Here is a 19,103-nt window from a genome sequence, read left to right as displayed (position 1 = left end):
GGCTGTGTTTTGCAGCATGCAAGCGAGGCAGATCAAACAGCGGCGCAAAGCCGTCTCACGATGCCTGTATCGCAGCGGGATTCAACTCGATATGCAAAATCACCAGCCACCGCTTCGGACAATCCTCAGCAATCTGCAGATCCTGCTTCCTGTCGCCGCCCGTCTTCACGAAACCCTTCTCACGCGCGAAGCCGAACGCGCGCCGCGCATCGGACTGCACCCACAACGTGAGCAACCCGCATGTCACGCAACTGAAAAGCCAGATCGTTTCATGAGACAAGCTCGCATCGAGTTGCTGCGCGACATAGGTAAAAATAGTCGTGAGAACCTGATTGGTGATGAAGGCGATGGCGACAACCTTGCACATCCCTCTGAACATCATGGCGGGTCTTGAGGGAGTCATGGAATGTCAAAACCCGGAGCGGCGAACACGCAAGCCTCGACGGTCACGTTGCTCTTTGTTTGTTTGAACGCCATACACCCTCCAGCAAATCACAGACTTTTCTTACGGCGGAACGCCAGACTCAAACTATACGGACGACGCCATAAAGGTTGAGAAACGATTGCTGCCGGCGATATAAAAATCCTGTGAAATTCATCGCACGCCGACCAGCCGGTAACCCACACCGGCCTCGGTGACGATGTGTTCTGGATGCGCCGGATCGCGTTCGAGCTTCTGGCGCAGGTGCCCCATGTAAATTCGCAGGTAGTGGTGGTTGTCGGTTTGCAAGGGGCCCCACACCTCGCCGAGCAGCTGTTCATGCGTCAATACGCGCCCAGGATGGCGGACCAGCGCGGAGAGAAGGCGATATTCGGTTGGGCTGAGATGGACAATCCGGCTGCCGCGCACGACCCTCCGCTCACCGAGATCGATCGTGACGAGGCCGAACTGAACCTGAGGCACGCCGACCCTGTCGCCGTTGGCCTGCCTGCGCAAATGCGCGCGGATCCGCGCGCTAAGCTCGGGTAAGCCGAATGGTTTGGTGAGGTAATCGTCGGCGCCGGCATCGAGCGCGGCAACCTTGTCTTCCTCGCGGCTGCGCGCCGATAGGACGATCACCGGCATCGCGGACCAGCCGCGCAACTCACGGATCACCTCGATACCGTCCATGTCCGGCAGACTCAGATCGACAATGACGAGATCGGCCAGGCGCGTTGCAGCCTGCGCCAGGCCTTGTGCGCCGGTCTGCGCTTCGAAGACACTCATGCCGGCCGCTTCGAGGCTTGTACGAATGAAGCGGCGGATGGCTTTGTCAGCGTCGATCACAACGACCGTTACGGTGGGATCGCTCATGAATGTGCCACGTCGACAGCGCCCCGTTCAGGTTGCGGCCAACGTCAAGGCGGGGTCTCCATAGATTATTGGACAAGCGCGCTTCATGCGCGCCGGCAAAGCGACGACAGCAAAGCAACGGGCTCAATGCATCGGCTTGAGATCGTCCAAAGCCAGGTTGAGCTTCAGCACGTTCACGCGCGCCTCGCCGAAGATGCCGAACTGCCGCCCCGACGTGTTACGCCCAACAAGATCGGCCACCTGATCGAGCGGCAAGCCGCGGGCCTTCGCCACGCGCGCCACCTGATAGGCCGCAGCCGCCGGACTGATCTCCGGGTCGAGGCCGCTACCCGACGACGTCACCAGATCCACCGGCACCGGTTGCGACATGTCGTTGCCCGCCGCCTTCAAGGCGTCGAGCCGGCCTTTGATTTCGTCGGCGAGCGCGGGGTTGGTCGGGCCGAGGTTCGAACCACCCGAGTTCTGCGCGTTATAGGGCTGAGGCGTGGTGGCCGACAGGCGCCCCCAGAAATAGTACGGCGCGTCGAACTGCTGACCGATCAGCACGGAGCCGGCGGCCTTGCCGTTCTTCTCGAGCAGACTGCCGTTCGCCTGGCGCCCGAAGGCCGCCTGACCGATTGCGGTCACAACGATCGGATAGAGCACCCCGGTGATCACCGTCATCAGGATGAACAGAACCAGTACCGGACGAATCAGCGTTTTCATGATGTTCACCCTATTGGGTCAGACCCAGCCGAACACGTTCAGCACCATATCGATCAGCTTGATGAACGGGAACGGCAGCAATATCCCGCCCAGCCCGTAGACCAGCAGATTGCGCCGCAACAGCGATGCCGCGCCGAGCGGCCGGTACTTCACGCCCTTGAGCGCAAGCGGGATCAGCGCAACAATAATCAGCGCATTGAAAATCACCGCCGACAGAATGGCCGACGAAGGCGAGCTCAGATGCATCACATCGAGCACGCGCAGTTGCGGATAAGTCGTCGCAAAAGCCGCCGGAATGATCGCGAAATACTTGGCGACGTCATTGGCAATTGAGAACGTGGTGAGCGAGCCGCGCGTCATCAACATCTGCTTGCCGATCTCGACGATCTCGATCAGCTTGGTCGGATTCGAATCGAGGTCGACCATGTTGCCGGCTTCTTTCGCGGCCTGGGTGCCGGTGTTCATCGCCACCGCCACGTCCGCTTGTGCGAGCGCCGGGGCGTCGTTGGTGCCGTCGCCGGTCATCGCAACGAGCCGCCCTTCAGCCTGATGCGTGCGGATCGTGGCGAGCTTCGCCTCAGGTGTCACCTCGGCGATGAAATCGTCCACGCCCGCTTCGGCGGCGATCGCTGCCGCGGTCAGCCGGTTGTCGCCCGTTACCATGATGGTCTTGATGCCCATCTTGCGCAGTTCGCCGAAGCGCTCCTTGATGCCGCCCTTGACGATGTCCTTCAGCTCGATGACGCCCATGCAGCGTGCGCCGCTCTCGCCGCGAACTTGCTGCGCGACGACTAGCGGTGTGCTGCCGCGCCGTGCGATTTCCGTCACCGCAACCGTCAGCTCCGCGGGGAAACGGCCGCCGTGCGCCTCGGCATAGTGTTTGATCGCATCGGATGCACCCTTGCGAATCTCGCGGTCGGGCATATCGACACCGCTCATGCGCGACTGTGCGCTAAAGGCGAGGAAGGTTGCCTGCAACGCGTGCATGTCGCGTTCGCGGATATTGAAGCGCTGCTTCGCGAGCACGACGATGCTGCGCCCTTCCGGTGTTTCGTCCGCAAGTGAAGACAACTGCGCGGCGTCGGCGAGCTGTTCCTCCGTGACGCCCGGCGCCGGCGTGAAAGCCGAAGCCTGGCGATTGCCGAGTGTGATCGTGCCGGTCTTGTCGAGCAGCAACACGTCGACGTCGCCGGCCGCTTCCACCGCGCGGCCCGAGGTGGCGATCACGTTCGCCTGCATCATGCGGCTCATGCCTGCTACGCCGATCGCCGACAGCAGGCCGCCGATAGTGGTCGGAATCAGACACACCAGCAGCGCGACCAGTGCGGTAATCGTGACGACGTGCCCTGCTTTCGCGGCTTCGACCGAGAACATCGAGAACGGCAGCAGCGTCGCGGTAGCGAACAGCAGCACGAGCGTCAGCGCGACCAGCAGGATCGTCAAGGCGATCTCATTCGGCGTCTTCTGACGCTTCGCGCCTTCCACCATCGCGATCATCCGGTCGAGGAAAGCCTCGCCCGGATTCACACTGACGCGCACGACGATCCAGTCCGACAGCACCCGCGTGCCACCCGTCACCGACGAAAAATCGCCGCCCGACTCGCGGATCACCGGCGCGGATTCCCCCGTGATCGCCGACTCGTCGACCGAGGCGACACCTTCGATCACCTCGCCATCAGCCGGGATCACATCGCCGGTTTCGACCAGCACGACATCGCCTTTGCGCAGATCGGTCGCGGTCGTGATACGGATCGGCGACTTGGGATGTGCCTCCTGCAGTTTCTTCGCCATCACGTTGTGCTTCGCGCCGCGCAGCGAAGCCGCTTGCGCCTTTGAGCGGCCCTCGGCAAGCGCCTCCGCGAAGTTGGCGAACAGCACGGTAAACCACAGCCAGAGCGCGATCGCGAGAATGAAACCAGCAGGCGCTTCGGCCTGGCCGGCGAGCGCGGCGCCCCACAGAATGGTCGTCAGAATGCTGCCGATGTACACGCAGAACATCACCGGGTTGCGCAACTGATGGCGTGGCGCGAGCTTCCTGAACGAATCGACGAGCGCCGGCCGGGCAATCGCCGGGTCGAACATCGAGCGCGCGGCATTGCGTGCCTGACCGATGTTGCCCGGCTGATGAACCGGCGGTTGGAGTCCGTTAGTCATGCTGTCCTCTCAGTCAATGTCCCGCGACCATGATCAGATGTTCAACGACGGGGCCGAGCGCCAGCGCCGGCACGTACGTCAGTGCACCGACCAGCACCACGGTGCCGAGCAGCAGCACGACGAACAGCGGGCCGTGCGTCGGCAGCGTGCCGGCGGTAGCGGAGATGCGTTTCTTTGCGGCAAGCGATCCGGCGATCGCCAGCACCGGCACAATCGAACCGAAGCGGCCGAACCACATGGCGACGGCCAGCGTGCCGTTGTAGAACGGCGTATTGACCGACAGACCCGCGAAAGCGCTGCCGTTGTTATTGGCGGCCGAACTGTAGGCGTAGAGGATCTCGGAGAATCCGTGCGGTCCGGGATTAGCGACGCCCGCCACGCCGGCCGCCGTCAATACACCGATCGAAGCCCCGACCAGCACGAGCAGCGGCGTGAGCAACACGGCAATCGACACCATCTTCATCTCGTACGACTCGATCTTCTTGCCGATGTATTCCGGCGTTCGCCCGATCATCAGGCCGGCCACGAACACTGCGAGCAAGGCGAACACGAGCATGCCGTATAGGCCCGAGCCGACGCCGCCAAAGATCACCTCGCCGAGTTCGATCAGCAGGAGCGGAACGAATCCGCCCATCGGCGTCAACGAATCGTGCGTGTTGAGGACGGCGCCACACGACGCCGCCGTGGTCGCCACCGTGAAGATGCCGGACTGCGCGATGCCGAAGCGGGTTTCCTTGCCTTCCATGTTGCCGCCGGGTTGCGTGGCCGATGCCGTTTGATCGACATGCAGCGACGTATACAGCGGATTACCGTTCTGCTCTGCCGAAATCTCACCCCAGCAGGCAACCGCGAAAGCGATCGTCATCGCGGCAAGCACCGCATAGCCCTGGCGCTGGTCGCCCACCATCCGGCCGAACACCAGGCACAACGCAGCCGGGATAACGAGCATCGCTATCATCTGAACGAAGTTGGCGAACGGCGTCGGGTTCTCATACGGATGCGCGGAATTGGCGTTGAAAAAGCCGCCGCCGTTGGTACCGAGCATCTTGATTGCTTCCTGCGACGCGACCGGCCCCATGGCGATGGTCTGCTTGTCGGCCTTGTTGTCCACCATCACCGGGTTGCCCTTGGCATCCTTGACGGGATTGCCCTGGGCATCGGTCTTCGGCGTTTGATACGTCGTCACCTGCAGCGTCGGCACGTCTTCGTACGACTTGAAGTTCTGAATCACACCCTGACTGATGAAGACGAGCGCGATAACCGTCGCGAGCGGCGCGAGGATATATAGCGTGATACGTGTCAGATCGACCCAGAAATTGCCGATCGTCGCCGTCGTATGGCGTGCGAAACCGCGAATCAGCGCGACCACGACAGCAATGCCGGTGGCGGCCGAAAAGAAGTTTTGCACCGTCAGCGCGGCCATCTGCGTCAGATAGCTGACGGTCGATTCCGGCGTGTAGTCCTGCCAGTTCGTGTTGGTCACGAAGCTGATTGCCGTGTTGAAGGCGGCGTCGGGCGTCATCGGTCCGAAGCCCTGCGGGTTCGCCGGCAGCCATTGCTGCAAACGCAGAAATCCATACACCGCGAGCACACCGAGCGTATTGAACGCCAGCACGGCCAGCGCATAGTGCTTCCATGACATTTCGGCGCTGGGGTCGACCCCGGCGAGCTTGTAGAGCGCGGTTTCGATCGGCCGCCCTATCCGGCGCACGACGACCGAGGAACCGTCCACCACGCCGGTCATGTAACGGCCGAGGGGTATGGCGAGCGCGATCAGCACGACAACGTACAGGCCGGGCTGAAACAGGTTGTTGAAGTTCATTCGAGAGCCTCCGCGCGTAGCAACGCATACACGAGGTAAGCGAACAGAATCAGCGTCGAGGTCGCCGCGAGCCAGGTCATCCAGGTTGTCATGGACGGCCTCCGGGCGCGCGGCGAAGCTTGTCGCAGCCAATCACAAAGGCCGCGACGAGGCCGCTGAACGCAATGATTGCGATGAGGTAAAGCAGATCCATGGTCTGGTCTCCCACGAGGGACTCCTGCACCGTGAAATTTAGGAAAATCCGCGTAAACGCAGCGTTAATACTTCGCGGAGTTTCGTAAAAACGATGGGCGTGGTGTGAGAGACCGCCGCGCTGGCGCAGCAGCGCGGTCTTGCTGGGAGACTGTCAGGCAGTTCGTACTGCCGTTTGAAAATGGCCGGCGCTTAAAGCGTTATGCCGCTTGAGCCGCCTTATCGTGCGCGGCCTGTTCAAGCCAGAGCCGGCTATCGGGAAACCAGAATGCGTCCGGGCGCGGAGGCGAAACGAGCTTCACCGGAAGAGACGGATTGAATATCTTCGACCATGCGGACAGATAGGACGGCGTCTTCACGAGGAACCCGCAATTGGCCAGGAGCAAGCTGGAGATCAGCGCCTCGCGGCCGATTTCGAATCCCGGATAGCCGCTGAAGTGAACGGGCGTGCTGCCGCATGCGAGGTGCTTTGCCGGCGCTACCCTAACCGGCTTGCGGAATGGCCAGGCGACAAAAAAATTGATAAACGCCTGTTCGTCGCTCGAGATAAAAATATTGGTGAGCTGCGGGTTTTCCGCGAGCGTGGATTCCACCTGCCGGCAAAAGCTTCCCCATGAAACCGGGACGGCTTCCAGCGTCTTGTCCGTACCTCTGAAATGCGCGCCAAGAGTCGACGTGCCGAGCCCGAGCTTCTGGCAGATCGCGTCGACTTCTTCGTAGATATGCGTGGCGGGCCGATAGTGCGCGAAGAAGAGTTCGCTTGCGCTTCCGAGTCGAAGCCGGGATTCATAGCGCTGGCGAAAGCCCAGTTGGACCAGGTCGCGAACTGTCGACGTCCTCACCTTATGGGTGATCGCGGCGCCCGAGGTCGCGTGCACGGGTTCGAAGAAAGCCGAGAACCAGTCCAGTTTTCCTTCGGCGTCGCCATACAGCCCACCGCGTGCGCTGATGCAGGGCGTCAGGCATTTCTCTTCGCAATACATCAGAATAAAGAGGACCATCTGCATCACGGAGAAAAACCCGGAGTTCTCCTGGATCTCGATGGAAAAAATGCCTCTGTTCAAACGCTGGGTAGCATGAAGTGAAATCCGGCGCGGCATGGCCACGGAATGCTTGAACCCTTCGCTGCGTCGGATTTGTTTCGCCCGATCGACCACCTTTCTCAACATGCCCGACTCCTAATTAATTAGGTATTCTTTGAAATGGCACGCACCTGTTTGCTGCGAAGGAAGGCACGGCCCAGCATAACATCTCAAATAGCTTGGCCACGTAAGTTTGGCTCATCTTCGTGAGCTAACGCACAAAACATCGGTAAGGTATTCCCTGGATGGGCGGACCGCACTGCGTGCTCAACCGGGCATCTCCCCGTGTACCCATAGGCCACCGTCCCCCTGGGATGCCTGAACCACCTTGGCTTGACCTTCCCACCGTAGGAAGGTCCAGGATCGAGTTCTGATTTCTCATCGGAGGCAAGAAATGGAATTCGAAATCCCGGATATGTCATGCGGCGGATGCGCCAATGCCATTGCTCGTGCAGTGACCGGCCTTGACCCCGCGGCGAAACTGGACGCCAATGTCCCCGTTAAAATCGTGAAGGTCGCATCGACGTTGCCGCCGGAACGCATCATTGAGGCAATCGAGGCGGCGGGCTTCCATCCTTCGCTTAAGGGCTAAGCAGATCGCATCAGGCTATGTCCGTCTCCGTCGATCAAGCCTGATGCCCTGTTCGTAGCATCTCATGGTCGCCTGATATCACTTTTTCCCAACGTAAACACAACATGAAAAACCTTCGCGCCTTCCGTGCCTTTTGCCTTTCCAGCGGCGTTGCATTTGCTCTCGCGGCAACACCCGTCTACGCCCAACAAGGTGCGTCGATGCCCGGCATGGACATGTCCGGTTCAGCGGACGCCGGGTCGAGCGCATCGACACAGGCATTCAAGGACGCCGACGAGAAAATGATGCAGGCCATGGATGCGCCTGCCTACACAGGCGACGCCGACAAGGATTTCGTGGCCCACATGATTCCGCATCATCAAGGCGCGGTCGAAACAGCGCAGGTGGAACTGAAATACGGTAAAGATCCCGAGTTGAAACGGTTGGCCCGAAACATCATCAAAGCGCAACACGATGAGATCGCGTTCATGCAACGCTGGCAGGCGAAGCACGGAGTGAAGTGACTACGACACCATCGTCGCTTCAATGCGTTGACGTTGTGACGCCGCCCTTGACCCTCACGCAACGTCAGGTTCGCCAACATCCGCGACACGCTAGAGATCGCGCAACCGCAATGCCATGATGCGGCGCGGTTGGTGACGCGCCGTGGGGGCCATCTCGATGTCATCGGCGACGACTTTGCGGTGGCGGGGGCGTCGCCATGAACACCGATATCCGACCGCGAATGATCGGTGTTTACCCGCCAAACCCCCTCTGGCGCTTGCCACTTCGCTTACATGCGGCTCAAAATGTAAGCGCTATCATTTTGATCAATCTCCTTTAAATGGATGAAATGACCGCTTGGCACCCGGTCAGCGCCTCAAAATGTAAGCGCTAACATAGCGTGAGAAATCGCCGTTGGAGAACGCTAACCTTCCGGCGGCCTGACATCGCATCAGCCCCGCCCGCCCCGAACAAAGAGATAAAACGGAGACACCGATCATGAGCGCAACCCCGAGCCTCGAGCAGGCACCACCGAAAATCCGCCGAGCCCAGATCGTGGCGCTCACGCTGCTGATGGTGAGCGGCATCGTCAACTATCTGGACCGCGGAACGCTCGCGGTCGCCAATCCGCTGATCCGTCATGACCTTGGCCTATCGCTCGGTCAGATGGGCCTCCTGCTTTCCGCGTTCTCCTGGAGCTACGCGCTGTTCCAGTTGCCGGTGGGCGGCCTCGTCGACCGGATCGGACCGCGCAAGCTGCTCGGCATCGGCCTGATTGTCTGGTCTGTCGCGCAGGCCGCCGGCGGCTTCGTCTCGACTTTCGGCTGGTTCATCCTCGCGCGGATCGTACTCGGCATCGGCGAGGCGCCGCAGTTTCCATCTGCAGCACGTGTCGTCAGCAACTGGTTTCCGTTGCGTGCACGCGGCAAGCCAACGGGTATCTTCAATTCGGCGTCCCCGCTCGGCACGGCGCTGGCGCCACTATGCCTATCTATCCTTGTCGTGCAGTTTCACTGGCGCTGGGCATTCATCGTGACGGGCGTGCTGGGCCTGATCGTGGCCATCGTATGGCTTGCGATATATCGCGATCCCGCCAAGGCCACGATGACCGAAGCGGAGCGGCACTATCTCGAAGGCGACGAAGCGGACCGCAAGCCGGCGCCCACGCTCACGTTCGCCGACTGGCGTTCGCTGTTTTCGCACGGAACCACGTGGGGCATGCTGATCGGCTTCTTCGGCTCGGTCTACCTGAATTGGGTGTACCTCACATGGCTACCCGGCTACCTGACGATGGAGCGGCACATGAGCCTGATGCATACGGGCGTCGCAGCATCGGTGCCATTCTTCTGCGGCTTTCTGGGCTCGCTCACGGCCGGCTGGTTTTCCGATCTCATCACGAGCGGCAGCACGAACCCGGTCACCAGCCGCCGCAATGCGGTGGTGATCGCGATGCTCGGCATGGTGGCGCACCATTCCGGCAGCGCTCGTCGAGAGCAATACGATCGCGATCGTGTGCATCTCAGTGGTGATCTTTCTGGCGAACGCCGCATCCGCCAGTTCATGGGCACTCGCCACCGCCGCCGCGCCGCCGAACCGGGTCGGCTCGCTCGGCGCGATCCAGAACTTCGGCGGCTTTCTGGGCGGCGCCCTCGCACCGATCCTCACCGGCTACATCGCGCAGACCTGGTCGTTCGTTCCCGCTTTGCTGACGGCCGCAGGCATCGCGTTTGTCGGCGCAATGAGCTACCTCCTGCTGGTGCGCAAACCGATCGACGACCGGCACGCCCCCACTGAAGCCCTGCGAGCGCCTGCCTGACGGCGGCTGCCGCACCAACTCATCGAATCAACTCATCGAATCCTTTCGGGAGATCACAAACATGACCACCACCAAGCCCGCCACGACCTCAGTCGAAGGCATCGTCCCCGTGATGCTGACGCCATTCGACGAGTCCGGCGCAATCGACTACGCCGGACTCGAACGTCTGATCGAGTGGTACATCGCGCACGGCTCTAACGCGCTGTTCGCCGTCGCTCAGTCGAGTGAAATGCAGTTCCTGACGCTCGCCGAGCGTGGCGCGCTGGGACGCTTCGTTGTCGAGAAGGTCGCCGGCCGCATTCCCGTCGTGGTCTCCGGCCACATCAGCGACGACGCCGATGCCCAGGCCGAAGAGCTGAACGTCGCCGCGGCCACGGGCGCGCAAGGTGTCGTGCTCGTGACGAACCGGCTCGATCCGAATCGCCAGGGAACGGCGGCCTTCACGGCGAATCTCAAGCGGCTCCTCGCGCGTATTCCATCCGACATGCCGCTCGGCCTGTACGAATGCCCTGCTCCATACCGGCGGCTTCTGTCCGATGACGAATTGAAGCTATGCATCGACACCGGCCGCTTCATCATGCTGAAGGACGTGAGCTGCGACCTTGCTACGGTCAAACGGCGCGTCGCGCTCGCACAAGGTTCGCCGCTGAAAATCCTGAACGCCAACGCGGCAATCGCGTGGGACGCCATGAAAGCCGGCTCCGCAGGCTTCAACGGGGTATTCACGAACTTCCACCCGGATCTGTACAACTGGCTGCGCAACGATGCGACGCAAGACCCGGCTCTCGCGGAGGAACTCGCAACGTTTCTCGTGCTCGCCGCCGTATCCGAAGCGCTCGGTTACCCCGCGCTTGCGAAGATCTATCACCAGCGCATCGGCACGTTCGACTCGATTCGCTGCCGCGCGATCGACTACGACGTGCGCGAACGTTTCTGGGCGCTCGACGCGGTGCTCGACAAGATCGTCGCCGGCACCGAGCATTTCCGCTCGCGCATCGCCACGCTCGGTCAGCGCCGCTAGGCTCGCGGGCATCAGCCATCAGGGACGCCCGATGACCGGCACGCCTGCACCCGCGGCCATGCACGCCCGCGCTTCGCGCGCGCATGCGGCGGTAAGATGTCGGGCGTTTTCCGATTCACCCTTTGCTTTCTGATCCGATGCCCGACTCCCCCGACGCTCCGGCCACCGTCCGAACCCAGCCGAACCGTGTTCGCCGCAACACGGGCCGTACCGTGCTTGCCGATGTCGCCAAGCTTGCGGGCGTGTCGACGGCGACCGTCTCGCGGGTCTACAACGAGCCGGACAAGGTCTCGGCCAACGTGCGCGAGCGTGTCGAACACGCCGCGCGCACGCTCAACTGGTTTCCCAACGCAGCGGGCCGCGCGCTCGCGTCCACGCGCAGTCACATTGCCGGCATCATCATTCCAACGCTGGATGACCAGGTGTTCGCTTCGCAGGTGAGCGCCATGCAGGCTGCGTTCGCGGCACGCGGCATCACACTCGTGCTCGGTTGCTCGAACTACGATCCGGCGCAGGCGCTCGTGCAGGTGCGCGCCATGCTCGCACGCGGCGTCGAGGCGATGGCCGTCGTGGGCGAGGCCCATCCGGCCGAACTATTCGAGGCGTTGCGGCGCTATCGCGTGCCTTATGCGGTCACGTACGCGTATCGCAAGGACAGCCCGCACGTCTGCATCGGCTTCGATAATCACGCGGCCTATGCGGAGATCACCGAACATCTGATCGGCCTCGGGCATCGCTCGTTCGCGCTCTGCATCCAGCCGACGCGCGACAACGATCGCGCGCAGGCGCGCGTGGCGGGCATCCGCTCGACGCTCGAACGCCACGGCCTCGCGGTGCGGCCAGAGCACATGTTCGAAGGCGAATCGACGATCGGATTCGGGCGGCGCAGCCTGCGCTCAATCTGGCAATCACCGTGCGAACGCCCAACCGCAATCATCTGCGGCAACGATCACATCGCACTGGGCGTGCTGCGCGAAGCGGAGGAACTGGGTATTGCGATTCCCGGCGAATTGTCCGTGACGGGCTTCGACGATCTTGAGATCGCGAAAGAGATACGCCCCGCGCTGACGACGATGCGAGTCGACACGTACGAGATCGGGCGGCTTACCGCGCAGTATCTGCTCGATGTGCTCGACGGTAAGCGCCCGCAGCACGGACACGAAGTGCATGCCCTATTCCAGCTCAGGCAATCGACCGGGCCGAGCGCGAGATAGCTTCGTGGTGCTTTTCTCTGAAGGTTAGCCCGCTCTCACCCTCGACCGGCCGGGAAAAGCACCGAAACCACCAACCCTCGTCCGCCCGTTCCATCGCCCAACGTAACCTCAGCCCGATGCGCACGTGCAATCTCTCGGACGATCGACAACCCAAGCCCGCTCCCCTCTTCGCTGGAGGCACGAAAGAACGGCTCGAAAACGCGCTCACGAAGCTCGGCGCCAATACCGGGTCCTTCGTCCGTGATGGTCAGGGCCACCCGCTCGCCCGTCGAATCGATCCCGAGCGCGACATGTCCGCCGGCTGGCGTATAGCGAATGGCATTGTCGAGCAGGTTGAACAGCAGCACGGACAGCAACGGCTCGTTTCCCATCACCTCGGCAGGCTCATGGAGTTCAGCCGACAGTTCAACCTGCCGACGCTGCGCGAGCAACGCAAGCTGTTCAATGGTCCCGGTCGCAACCGCACGCAGATCGACAGGCGCACCTTCGAACTCGGCATAGTCCGCGGCTTCCGCCTGGGCGAGCAGCAACAACTGATTGGTCAGCGCAACCAGTGAGAGGTTGCTGCGGTGCATGGCCGCCAGCGTCTCCTTCACCTGGGCGAGATCGTCCTGGCGTCGCGCATATTGCAATTGCGTGCCTAGCAAGGTGAGCGGCGTCCTCAATTGATGGGCCGCATCGGCAATGAAGCGCCGTTGCATCGCTGTTTTCCGCTCGATGATATCGAGGCACTGGTTGAACGCGGTGACGATCGGACGCAATTCATTGCGCAGCGGATCGGCCCGCACCCGCAACGACACGTTCGGTGCGCGCCCAAGCATGTCTTTCGCGAGCCTCATCAAGGGACGTAGTTCGAATGTGAGCCCGACGCAAACCAGCACCACCGCGATCGCCACGATGCCTGCGAAATGCAGCATCTGCGGCCGCCACAGCGCGGCGGCGGTGGCATCGCGTTGACGCAGGGTACGTCCGACCGACACGACGACCTGCCTGATCGCGCCCGAGTCGTACATCGGGCGAATCAACGACACCGCGCGGATCGGGTGTCCGCTCACGGTCGCGTCGTACCACAGGGGCGATTCACCGGGCACACGCAGCGGGAAATCCGACGTCCCCGCGATGGTCGCGCCGCCCACTTCGCGAATGCTGAAATAGACCAGGTCGCCGTATGGCGAGCTGAGTATCTCAATCGCACTGGGGGATATCTCCGCGTGCAGATAGCCGTTCTCCCATTGGATATCGCCCGCCATCACGCGCGCCGAGGATAGCAATGCCTCGTCCTGCAACAGCCACGCCGTGCGCTGCGCGTTGTCGCGTGCGATCAGTCCCGCCGCGACGACGTACACGGTCATCGGCAACAGCAGCCACAACAGCAGCCTTAATCGCAGGCTATTCGTCATCGGCGCCGTCTTCAAGCAGATAGCCGAGGCCGCGCAGCGTGATGATGGTTGCCGTACTCTTTTCGAGCTTCTTGCGCAGCCGCGACACATAGATTTCGATAGCGTCTTCGCTGGTCGGCGCGTCGGCGTTGCTGAGCGAATCCGCGAGCATGGTCTTGGCGACCGTCTTTTTTGCGCGCAGGATCAACGCCTCGAGTACCGCGTGCTCACGCGGCGTGAGCGTCAGCGGCTCGCCCTCGACGGCGAACTGGCAACGGTCCATGTCGTACGTGAGATTGCCGCATTTGAGCCGGTTCGAGCGCGACGGTGCCTGCCGCCGCGCCAGCACCTTCACGCGCGCGACCAGTTCGCGCGCGTCGAACGGCTTCACGATGTAGTCGTCCGCACCGGCGCCGAGACACACCACTTTCTCGTCGACGGCGCCAGTCGCCGTCAGGATCAACACCGGCGTTGCGTCCTCGCGCTCGCGCATGCGGCGCAATACGCTCTTACCCGACAATTGCGGCAGATTCAGATCGAGCAGCACGACGTCGTACGGCACCGCGCGCAGCGCGCTTTCGGCCGCTTCGCCGTCGCTGACACGATCGAGCATGAAGCCGTCATCCCGCAGAATTTTCGCGAGCCAGTGCGCAAGCTGGTCATTGTCTTCGACGAGCAATAGCCTCATCGCATCTATCCCCAAAGCGTTCATGCCGTTCTGTACTGCTCCCGCGCCTGGGTCGAACGGTACAGGGCCAGCGTCGCGGTCGCTCCGCACAGCGCTGCAAATGTCAACCATGCGCCCGGCGAAGCCTTGTCGCCCGTAGTATGAATCAGCCAGGTCGAGATCGCAGGCGTAAAGCCGCCAATCACCGTGGCGAGACTGTACGCCATCGAAAACCCGGTAGTCCGCACATGTGCCGGCATCAATTCCGTTAGCGCGACGACCATCGCGCCGTTGTACCACGCATAGAGCAACGAGAGCCAGAGTTCGACCAGCAGCAGACGCCCGAACGACGGTTGTGCCACCATCCATTGCATCGCCGGATAGGCGGTGAGGATCGCGAGAACGGTACAGGCGAGCAGCACGGGACGGCGGCCGACGCGATCAGACACGGCGCCCGCAATCGGCAGCCACACGAAATTCGACACGCCAACGCAAACCGTGACCAGCAGCGAATCCAGTGACGACAGCTTCAGCACGGCCTTGCCGAAGGTCGGCGTGTATGCCGTGATCAGATAAAACGACGCAGTCGTCATGATCACGAGCCCCATGCCGGCGACGATGAGCCGCGAGTGCTGCACCATCGACCGGGCGATTTCAGCCATTCCCGGATGATGGCGGCGCGCGACAAACTCGTCGGTCTCACGCAGCGAACGTCGCACGTAAAAGAGGAACGGCACGATCAGACAGCCGATCACGAACGGGATACGCCAGCCCCATGCGTTCATTTCCGACGCAGGGATGAGGCGGTTCAACCCCACACCGAGCGACGCCGCAAACACCACCGCCACCTGCTGACTCGCAGACTGCCAGGAGCAATAGAAGCCGCGATTGCCTTTGGTCGCGATCTCCGAGAGATACACGGACACGCCACCCAGTTCGACTCCGGCGGAAAAGCCTTGCAGAAGCCGCCCAAACAGCACGACGGCAGGCGCGATCAGACCGATCGACGCGTAGCTCGGTACGAACGCGACGCATGCGGTGCCGACTGCCATCAGCATCAACGACAGAATCAAGCCCTTGCGACGGCCGTGACGATCGATATACGCCCCCAGCACGAGCGCACCGATCGGGCGCATCAGAAAGCCCGCGCCGAATACCGAAAGCGCGAGCATCAGCGACGCGAATTCGTTTCCGGCCGGAAAGAAGGTCGCGGCGATCGCGGCCGCGTAATACCCATACACGGTGAAGTCGTACATCTCGAGAAAGTTGCCGCTGGTGACGCGAAAAACCGCGCGCACACGCGACTCCTTCGAAGCGTGCGGCGTGTCCGCAGTCGCTGTTTCGTTAGCCGAAGTTGAAAATGTCATGGTGACCTCGAATGTGAGGGACGAACACGTCCTCGGCGGCCGTTGAGGCCACCGGATCCGGCTTCGTTGACTAGGGAAAAGGAAGGGTCAGCCGATCATCATCACGGACTTGCCCAATTGACGGCGCGCCTCGAGCGCTTCGTGCGCGTCTTCGACGTTGTCGAGCGTATAGCGGCCACTGATTTCGACCTTCAGCGTACCGTCCAGCAATGCTGCAAAAATTTCATCAGCGCGGCGCTGCACGGTCGTGGCGTCCGCGAGATGATCCGCGAGACGCGGGCGTGTGAGGAACAGCGAACCGGCTTCGCCAAGCTCGATCGGATCGAGATCGTTCAGCGATCCGGATACCGAGCCGTAGTTCACGACCAGGCCACGTGTCCGGGTGGCGCGGAAGCTGTCGCGCAAAGTGGCGCGTCCGACTGCGTCGAACACGACGTCGACGCCTCGTCCATTCGTCGCCTCACGCACGCGGTCGGCAAAGCGCCCGTCTTCATACAGCATCACGTGGTCGGCGCCATGCTCGCGCGCGACCTCGGCCTTCGCTTCGCTGCTCGTCGTGGCGTAGACCGTTACGCCACGTCGTTTTGCAAGTTGGACCAGCAACTGCCCGATGCCGCCCGACGCGGCATGCACGAGACACGTGCTGCCTGCGCCGAGATGCGCGACGTCTTCAAGCAGATAGTGCGCCGTCGATCCCTGGAAAATCGCCGCCGCCGCGAGATCGAACGGAATCGCTGCCGGAATATGCGCGACGCGCGCCGCCGGCACCACTGCGTATTCGGCATACGCGCCCCACGAAATGCACCAGGCGACACGGTCGCCGCGCTTCAACGAGGTGACGTTCGAGCCCGCTTCGACGATCTCGCCCGCGCCCTCCATTCCGAGCGTGCACGGCAGCCGTACCGGATAGGTACGCGAGTTTTCGTATTTGCCCTGGCGCGTATGGACGTCCATGAAGTTGATGCCGGCGCAACCGACCCGGATCAGCACGTCGTCGGGACCCGGCGATGGAATGCCGATTTCGACTCGCTGCAGCACTTCCGGGCCGCCGTATTGCTCGATGCGTATGGCCTTCATAGTTCGTCTTCCGTGCCTCGAATGAATGTTATCTACTGCCGGTGCAGTGCCCGTTGCGTGATGCATATTGGGCTCGTCAGCGGCCTGCAACGGCTTCGGCCTCATCGGCAAACGTGTTCGTATAGGTCCGCGCCAGATCGACATGACGCGGCTCGATGGCGGGGTTGACCGCGGCAAGCACGCGCAATACGGTTTGCGGTGCGCCGTCGGGCATCCTGCCGTCGCGCGAAAACGAGGGAATCGATGCAGCGAGCGCCTGCAGGTACAGCGGCTCGTTCTTCTCGACGAAATTCCGCGGCAACACGGCCACGATGTCGGCGGCACTGTGCGAGGACATGAAAGCGAGTGCGCGCACAAGTGCCCGGACAAGGCGCCTCGTTGCGTCCTGGTGGGTGGCTACCCACTTGCGTTGCGCGTACAGACACGCGCCGGCGTACGGACCGCCTAGCGCCGTGCGTGTGCCCTCGATACTGCGCATGTCCACCAGCACCTGCGCGGCGCCTGCGTCCAGCAGCCTCGACGCGGTGGGTTCTTCGACCATGCCTGCGGCGATCGATCCTTTCATGAGCGCGTCGACAAAGCCGTCGCCGGGACCCAGCGGCACCACCGTGTAGGCGCTCGCCGCCACGCGGGCGTGCTGCGCAAGATAGCGGCTCAGGAAATACGTCGAAGCGCCGAACCCCGTCACCCCGAGTTTTCGGCCGCGTGCATCGGCCATCGTCCGCATCGGGTTCGCAACCCGCGTCGACGCGAGTTCGGCAAGCCCCGCTGACTGTCCCAGAACAACGACGGCTTCGACTTCCAGACCCCGGCTCTGAAGATCGATCGTGTGGTCGTAGAAGCCCACCCCGCCTTGAACCGCGCCGGCGATCAGTTCGGTCGCGGTATCGACGCCGGCGGGTTCTGAGAGGATGTCGACATCCAGCCCTTCATCGCGGAAATAGCCCAGCCGCGATGCCAGCGTGACCGGCAGATAGATGATCTTCGACACGCCACCCGTCATCAGCGTCAGCTTTTCCGCTTCGGCATGGGACGTCCAGAACAGGATCGCACAGGCGGTCGAGGCGAGCGCCATGAAACGGGCGAACGGTGGCATATCGGGGTGTCTCCTGTTGCGAAGCACCCGCCCGATATCTACGGATCGTCTGATGCAACGCTTGGGTGGAGTATAAAAAACCAACGCCTTCTGCCTGCTTTCCGTCGGAACGAAATGTTCTGGGTGTTTACCCTCGACGAGGGTGCTGACGGGCCGGGAGACGGAGAGTGTGAGTCTGCAGCCATTCGAAAAGATCGCGCCGACTGAACTTCGCCTGACAAGGGGGGACGATCTGTAACGTATCGACCTGTATGGGACTAAAGGCCAATTGCCTTTCAATGGCGTGGGTATCTATATTGACTTGCACTAAAGGATTGCGGGCTGGATTGCGGCTCGCTCACACGTAGCAGTCCCCGAAGGGAGCTCGCATCATGCTCAAATGCGTTCGCTATATCGCAATTGTTCCACTCCTGACGGTCGCCGCGGCCTGTTCGACCGGCGATAGTTCCATGTCAGCGCCCCAGTCGACGACGGCCACGCCAGTGGCGGAGGACGCCGTCCTCAAGCAGGACAGTCTCGCAGCGCTGCAAACCTTGTACGCGAAGGAACCCAAGGCAAAAGAAATCGGCGATAAATCCAAGGCGATTCTCGTCTTTCCAAACCTGGTGAAGGCAGGCTTTATCGCCGGCGTGCAAGGGGGGGACGGCGTGCTGATCGAGAACGGGAAGATCACTGGTGTCTATAACAACACTGCGGTTTCGTATGGCCTGCAAGCCGGTGTCCAGACGTTCGCTGAAGCCATGTTCCTGACGACCGATGCCGCCGTGAACTACCTCCATAGCAGCGACGGATGGTCGATCGGCATGGGCCCGAGCGTCGTCGTGATCGATGCAGGCAAGGCGAGATCACTGACGACGACCACGCTCCAGTCCGACGTTTACGCATTCATTTTTGGGCAGCAGGGGTTGATGGCCGGCCTCGGGTTGCAAGGCCAGAAGATCACACGACTTAGGGGCTAGCAGCAGCGTGGCCGTCGCGTCTACACCTAGGGGCCACAGGGCAATTCGCCTCGCCTCTACGAAAACGACGATCTTCGCGGCCATCGCATCCCCTCGTTCCCGCGCGAACCGGCCACTTACCCGCCTCCGTGAATTTTCCAGGCCGATCCCAGACCGCATAGCAGTGCAGCGCCGCAAGTCCCG

18 protein-coding genes and 1 pseudogene are annotated in these 19,103 nt (G+C 62.0%); 6 read left to right on the top strand and 13 right to left on the bottom strand.

Annotation, left to right across the window (positions count from 1 at the left end; all coding sequences use genetic code 11):
* Window positions 1-55: 55 nt before the first annotated feature.
* The 8 genes from HHL24_RS08450 to HHL24_RS08420 all read right to left on the bottom strand — a co-directional run bounded on the left by HHL24_RS08450 (window position 56) and on the right by HHL24_RS08420 (window position 7,336).
* Complete coding sequence (locus HHL24_RS08450; RefSeq protein ID WP_169485044.1) at window positions 56-403, bottom strand: hypothetical protein; 348 nt, start codon at window positions 401-403, stop codon at window positions 56-58.
* A gap of 192 nt (window positions 404-595) precedes the next feature.
* A complete protein-coding gene (locus HHL24_RS08445) occupies window positions 596-1,294 on the bottom strand; it encodes a response regulator (RefSeq protein WP_169485043.1) in 699 nt (232 codons plus the stop codon).
* A gap of 123 nt (window positions 1,295-1,417) precedes the next feature.
* On the bottom strand, window positions 1,418-1,999 hold the full coding sequence (gene kdpC / locus HHL24_RS08440) for a potassium-transporting ATPase subunit KdpC (RefSeq protein ID WP_169485042.1): 582 nt from the start codon (window positions 1,997-1,999) through the stop codon (window positions 1,418-1,420).
* 18 nt (window positions 2,000-2,017) lie between these two features.
* Complete coding sequence (gene kdpB, locus HHL24_RS08435; RefSeq protein WP_169485127.1) at window positions 2,018-4,081, bottom strand: potassium-transporting ATPase subunit KdpB; 2,064 nt, start codon at window positions 4,079-4,081, stop codon at window positions 2,018-2,020.
* 85 nt (window positions 4,082-4,166) lie between these two features.
* Window positions 4,167-5,975, bottom strand: coding sequence for a potassium-transporting ATPase subunit KdpA (gene kdpA, locus HHL24_RS08430; protein WP_169485041.1), 1,809 nt, complete (start codon window positions 5,973-5,975; stop codon window positions 4,167-4,169).
* On the bottom strand, window positions 5,972-6,067 hold the full coding sequence (kdpF, locus tag HHL24_RS08425; RefSeq protein WP_169485040.1) for a K(+)-transporting ATPase subunit F: 96 nt from the start codon (window positions 6,065-6,067) through the stop codon (window positions 5,972-5,974). The genes kdpA and kdpF overlap by 4 nt, the downstream gene beginning before the upstream one ends.
* Window positions 6,064-6,183 (bottom strand): potassium ABC transporter ATPase, encoded by a 120-nt coding sequence (locus HHL24_RS43595; protein ID WP_201073569.1) that lies wholly within the window; start codon window positions 6,181-6,183, stop codon window positions 6,064-6,066. Before HHL24_RS43595 ends, kdpF begins: the two co-directional genes overlap by 4 nt.
* Before the next feature lie 184 nt (window positions 6,184-6,367).
* Entirely contained in the window at window positions 6,368-7,336 is a 969-nt protein-coding gene (locus tag HHL24_RS08420) for an O-fucosyltransferase family protein (protein ID WP_169485039.1), read from the bottom strand.
* Window positions 7,337-7,643: 307 nt separating this feature from the next.
* On the opposite strand from HHL24_RS08420, the gene HHL24_RS08415 reads away from it, so the two are divergent.
* The 5 genes and pseudogenes from HHL24_RS08415 to HHL24_RS08395 all read left to right on the top strand — a co-directional run bounded on the left by HHL24_RS08415 (window position 7,644) and on the right by HHL24_RS08395 (window position 12,375).
* Window positions 7,644-7,841, top strand: a complete 198-nt coding sequence (locus HHL24_RS08415; RefSeq protein WP_169485038.1) for a heavy-metal-associated domain-containing protein — start codon at window positions 7,644-7,646, stop codon at window positions 7,839-7,841.
* A gap of 104 nt (window positions 7,842-7,945) precedes the next feature.
* Window positions 7,946-8,344, top strand: a complete 399-nt coding sequence (gene copM, locus HHL24_RS08410) for a CopM family metallochaperone (protein ID WP_169485037.1) — start codon at window positions 7,946-7,948, stop codon at window positions 8,342-8,344.
* Window positions 8,345-8,822: 478 nt separating this feature from the next.
* A pseudogene (locus tag HHL24_RS08405) lies at window positions 8,823-10,140 on the top strand (MFS transporter).
* Window positions 10,141-10,201: 61 nt separating this feature from the next.
* Entirely contained in the window at window positions 10,202-11,161 is a 960-nt protein-coding gene (locus tag HHL24_RS08400) for a dihydrodipicolinate synthase family protein (RefSeq protein ID WP_169485036.1), read from the top strand.
* Window positions 11,162-11,298: 137 nt separating this feature from the next.
* Window positions 11,299-12,375 (top strand): LacI family DNA-binding transcriptional regulator, encoded by a 1,077-nt coding sequence (locus tag HHL24_RS08395; RefSeq protein WP_206002767.1) that lies wholly within the window; start codon window positions 11,299-11,301, stop codon window positions 12,373-12,375.
* 35 nt (window positions 12,376-12,410) lie between these two features.
* Here the strand turns inward: HHL24_RS08395 and HHL24_RS08390 are convergent, their stop codons facing one another.
* From HHL24_RS08390 to HHL24_RS08370, 5 genes are all read right to left on the bottom strand, one after another.
* The gene (locus HHL24_RS08390) at window positions 12,411-13,775 is read right to left on the bottom strand and encodes a sensor histidine kinase (protein ID WP_169485035.1); all 1,365 of its coding nucleotides are present in this window, start codon (window positions 13,773-13,775) and stop codon (window positions 12,411-12,413) included.
* Entirely contained in the window at window positions 13,765-14,442 is a 678-nt protein-coding gene (locus HHL24_RS08385) for a response regulator transcription factor (protein ID WP_169485034.1), read from the bottom strand. The genes HHL24_RS08390 and HHL24_RS08385 overlap by 11 nt, the downstream gene beginning before the upstream one ends.
* 20 nt (window positions 14,443-14,462) lie before the next feature.
* A complete protein-coding gene (gene tcuC, locus HHL24_RS08380) occupies window positions 14,463-15,788 on the bottom strand; it encodes an MFS transporter (RefSeq protein WP_169485033.1) in 1,326 nt (441 codons plus the stop codon).
* 87 nt (window positions 15,789-15,875) lie between these two features.
* On the bottom strand, window positions 15,876-16,865 hold the full coding sequence (locus tag HHL24_RS08375; RefSeq protein WP_169485032.1) for a quinone oxidoreductase family protein: 990 nt from the start codon (window positions 16,863-16,865) through the stop codon (window positions 15,876-15,878).
* A 76-nt stretch (window positions 16,866-16,941) separates the two neighbouring features.
* Window positions 16,942-17,961: an ABC transporter substrate-binding protein gene (locus HHL24_RS08370; RefSeq protein ID WP_169485031.1), complete on the bottom strand. Its 1,020-nt coding sequence runs from the start codon at window positions 17,959-17,961 to the stop codon at window positions 16,942-16,944.
* A 449-nt stretch (window positions 17,962-18,410) separates the two neighbouring features.
* Here HHL24_RS08370 and HHL24_RS08365 point away from each other — a divergent pair, with 449 nt between their 5' ends.
* A complete protein-coding gene (locus HHL24_RS08365; protein WP_230417381.1) occupies window positions 18,411-18,920 on the top strand; it encodes a lipid-binding SYLF domain-containing protein in 510 nt (169 codons plus the stop codon).
* Window positions 18,921-19,103 lie beyond the last annotated feature (183 nt).

Origin of the sequence: Paraburkholderia polaris (assembly GCF_012927345.1) — a bacterium.
GTDB lineage: Bacteria > Pseudomonadota > Gammaproteobacteria > Burkholderiales > Burkholderiaceae > Paraburkholderia > Paraburkholderia polaris.
The sequence above is the reverse complement of the archived record's forward strand: the minus strand, read 5'-3'. Positions and strand labels throughout refer to the sequence as shown.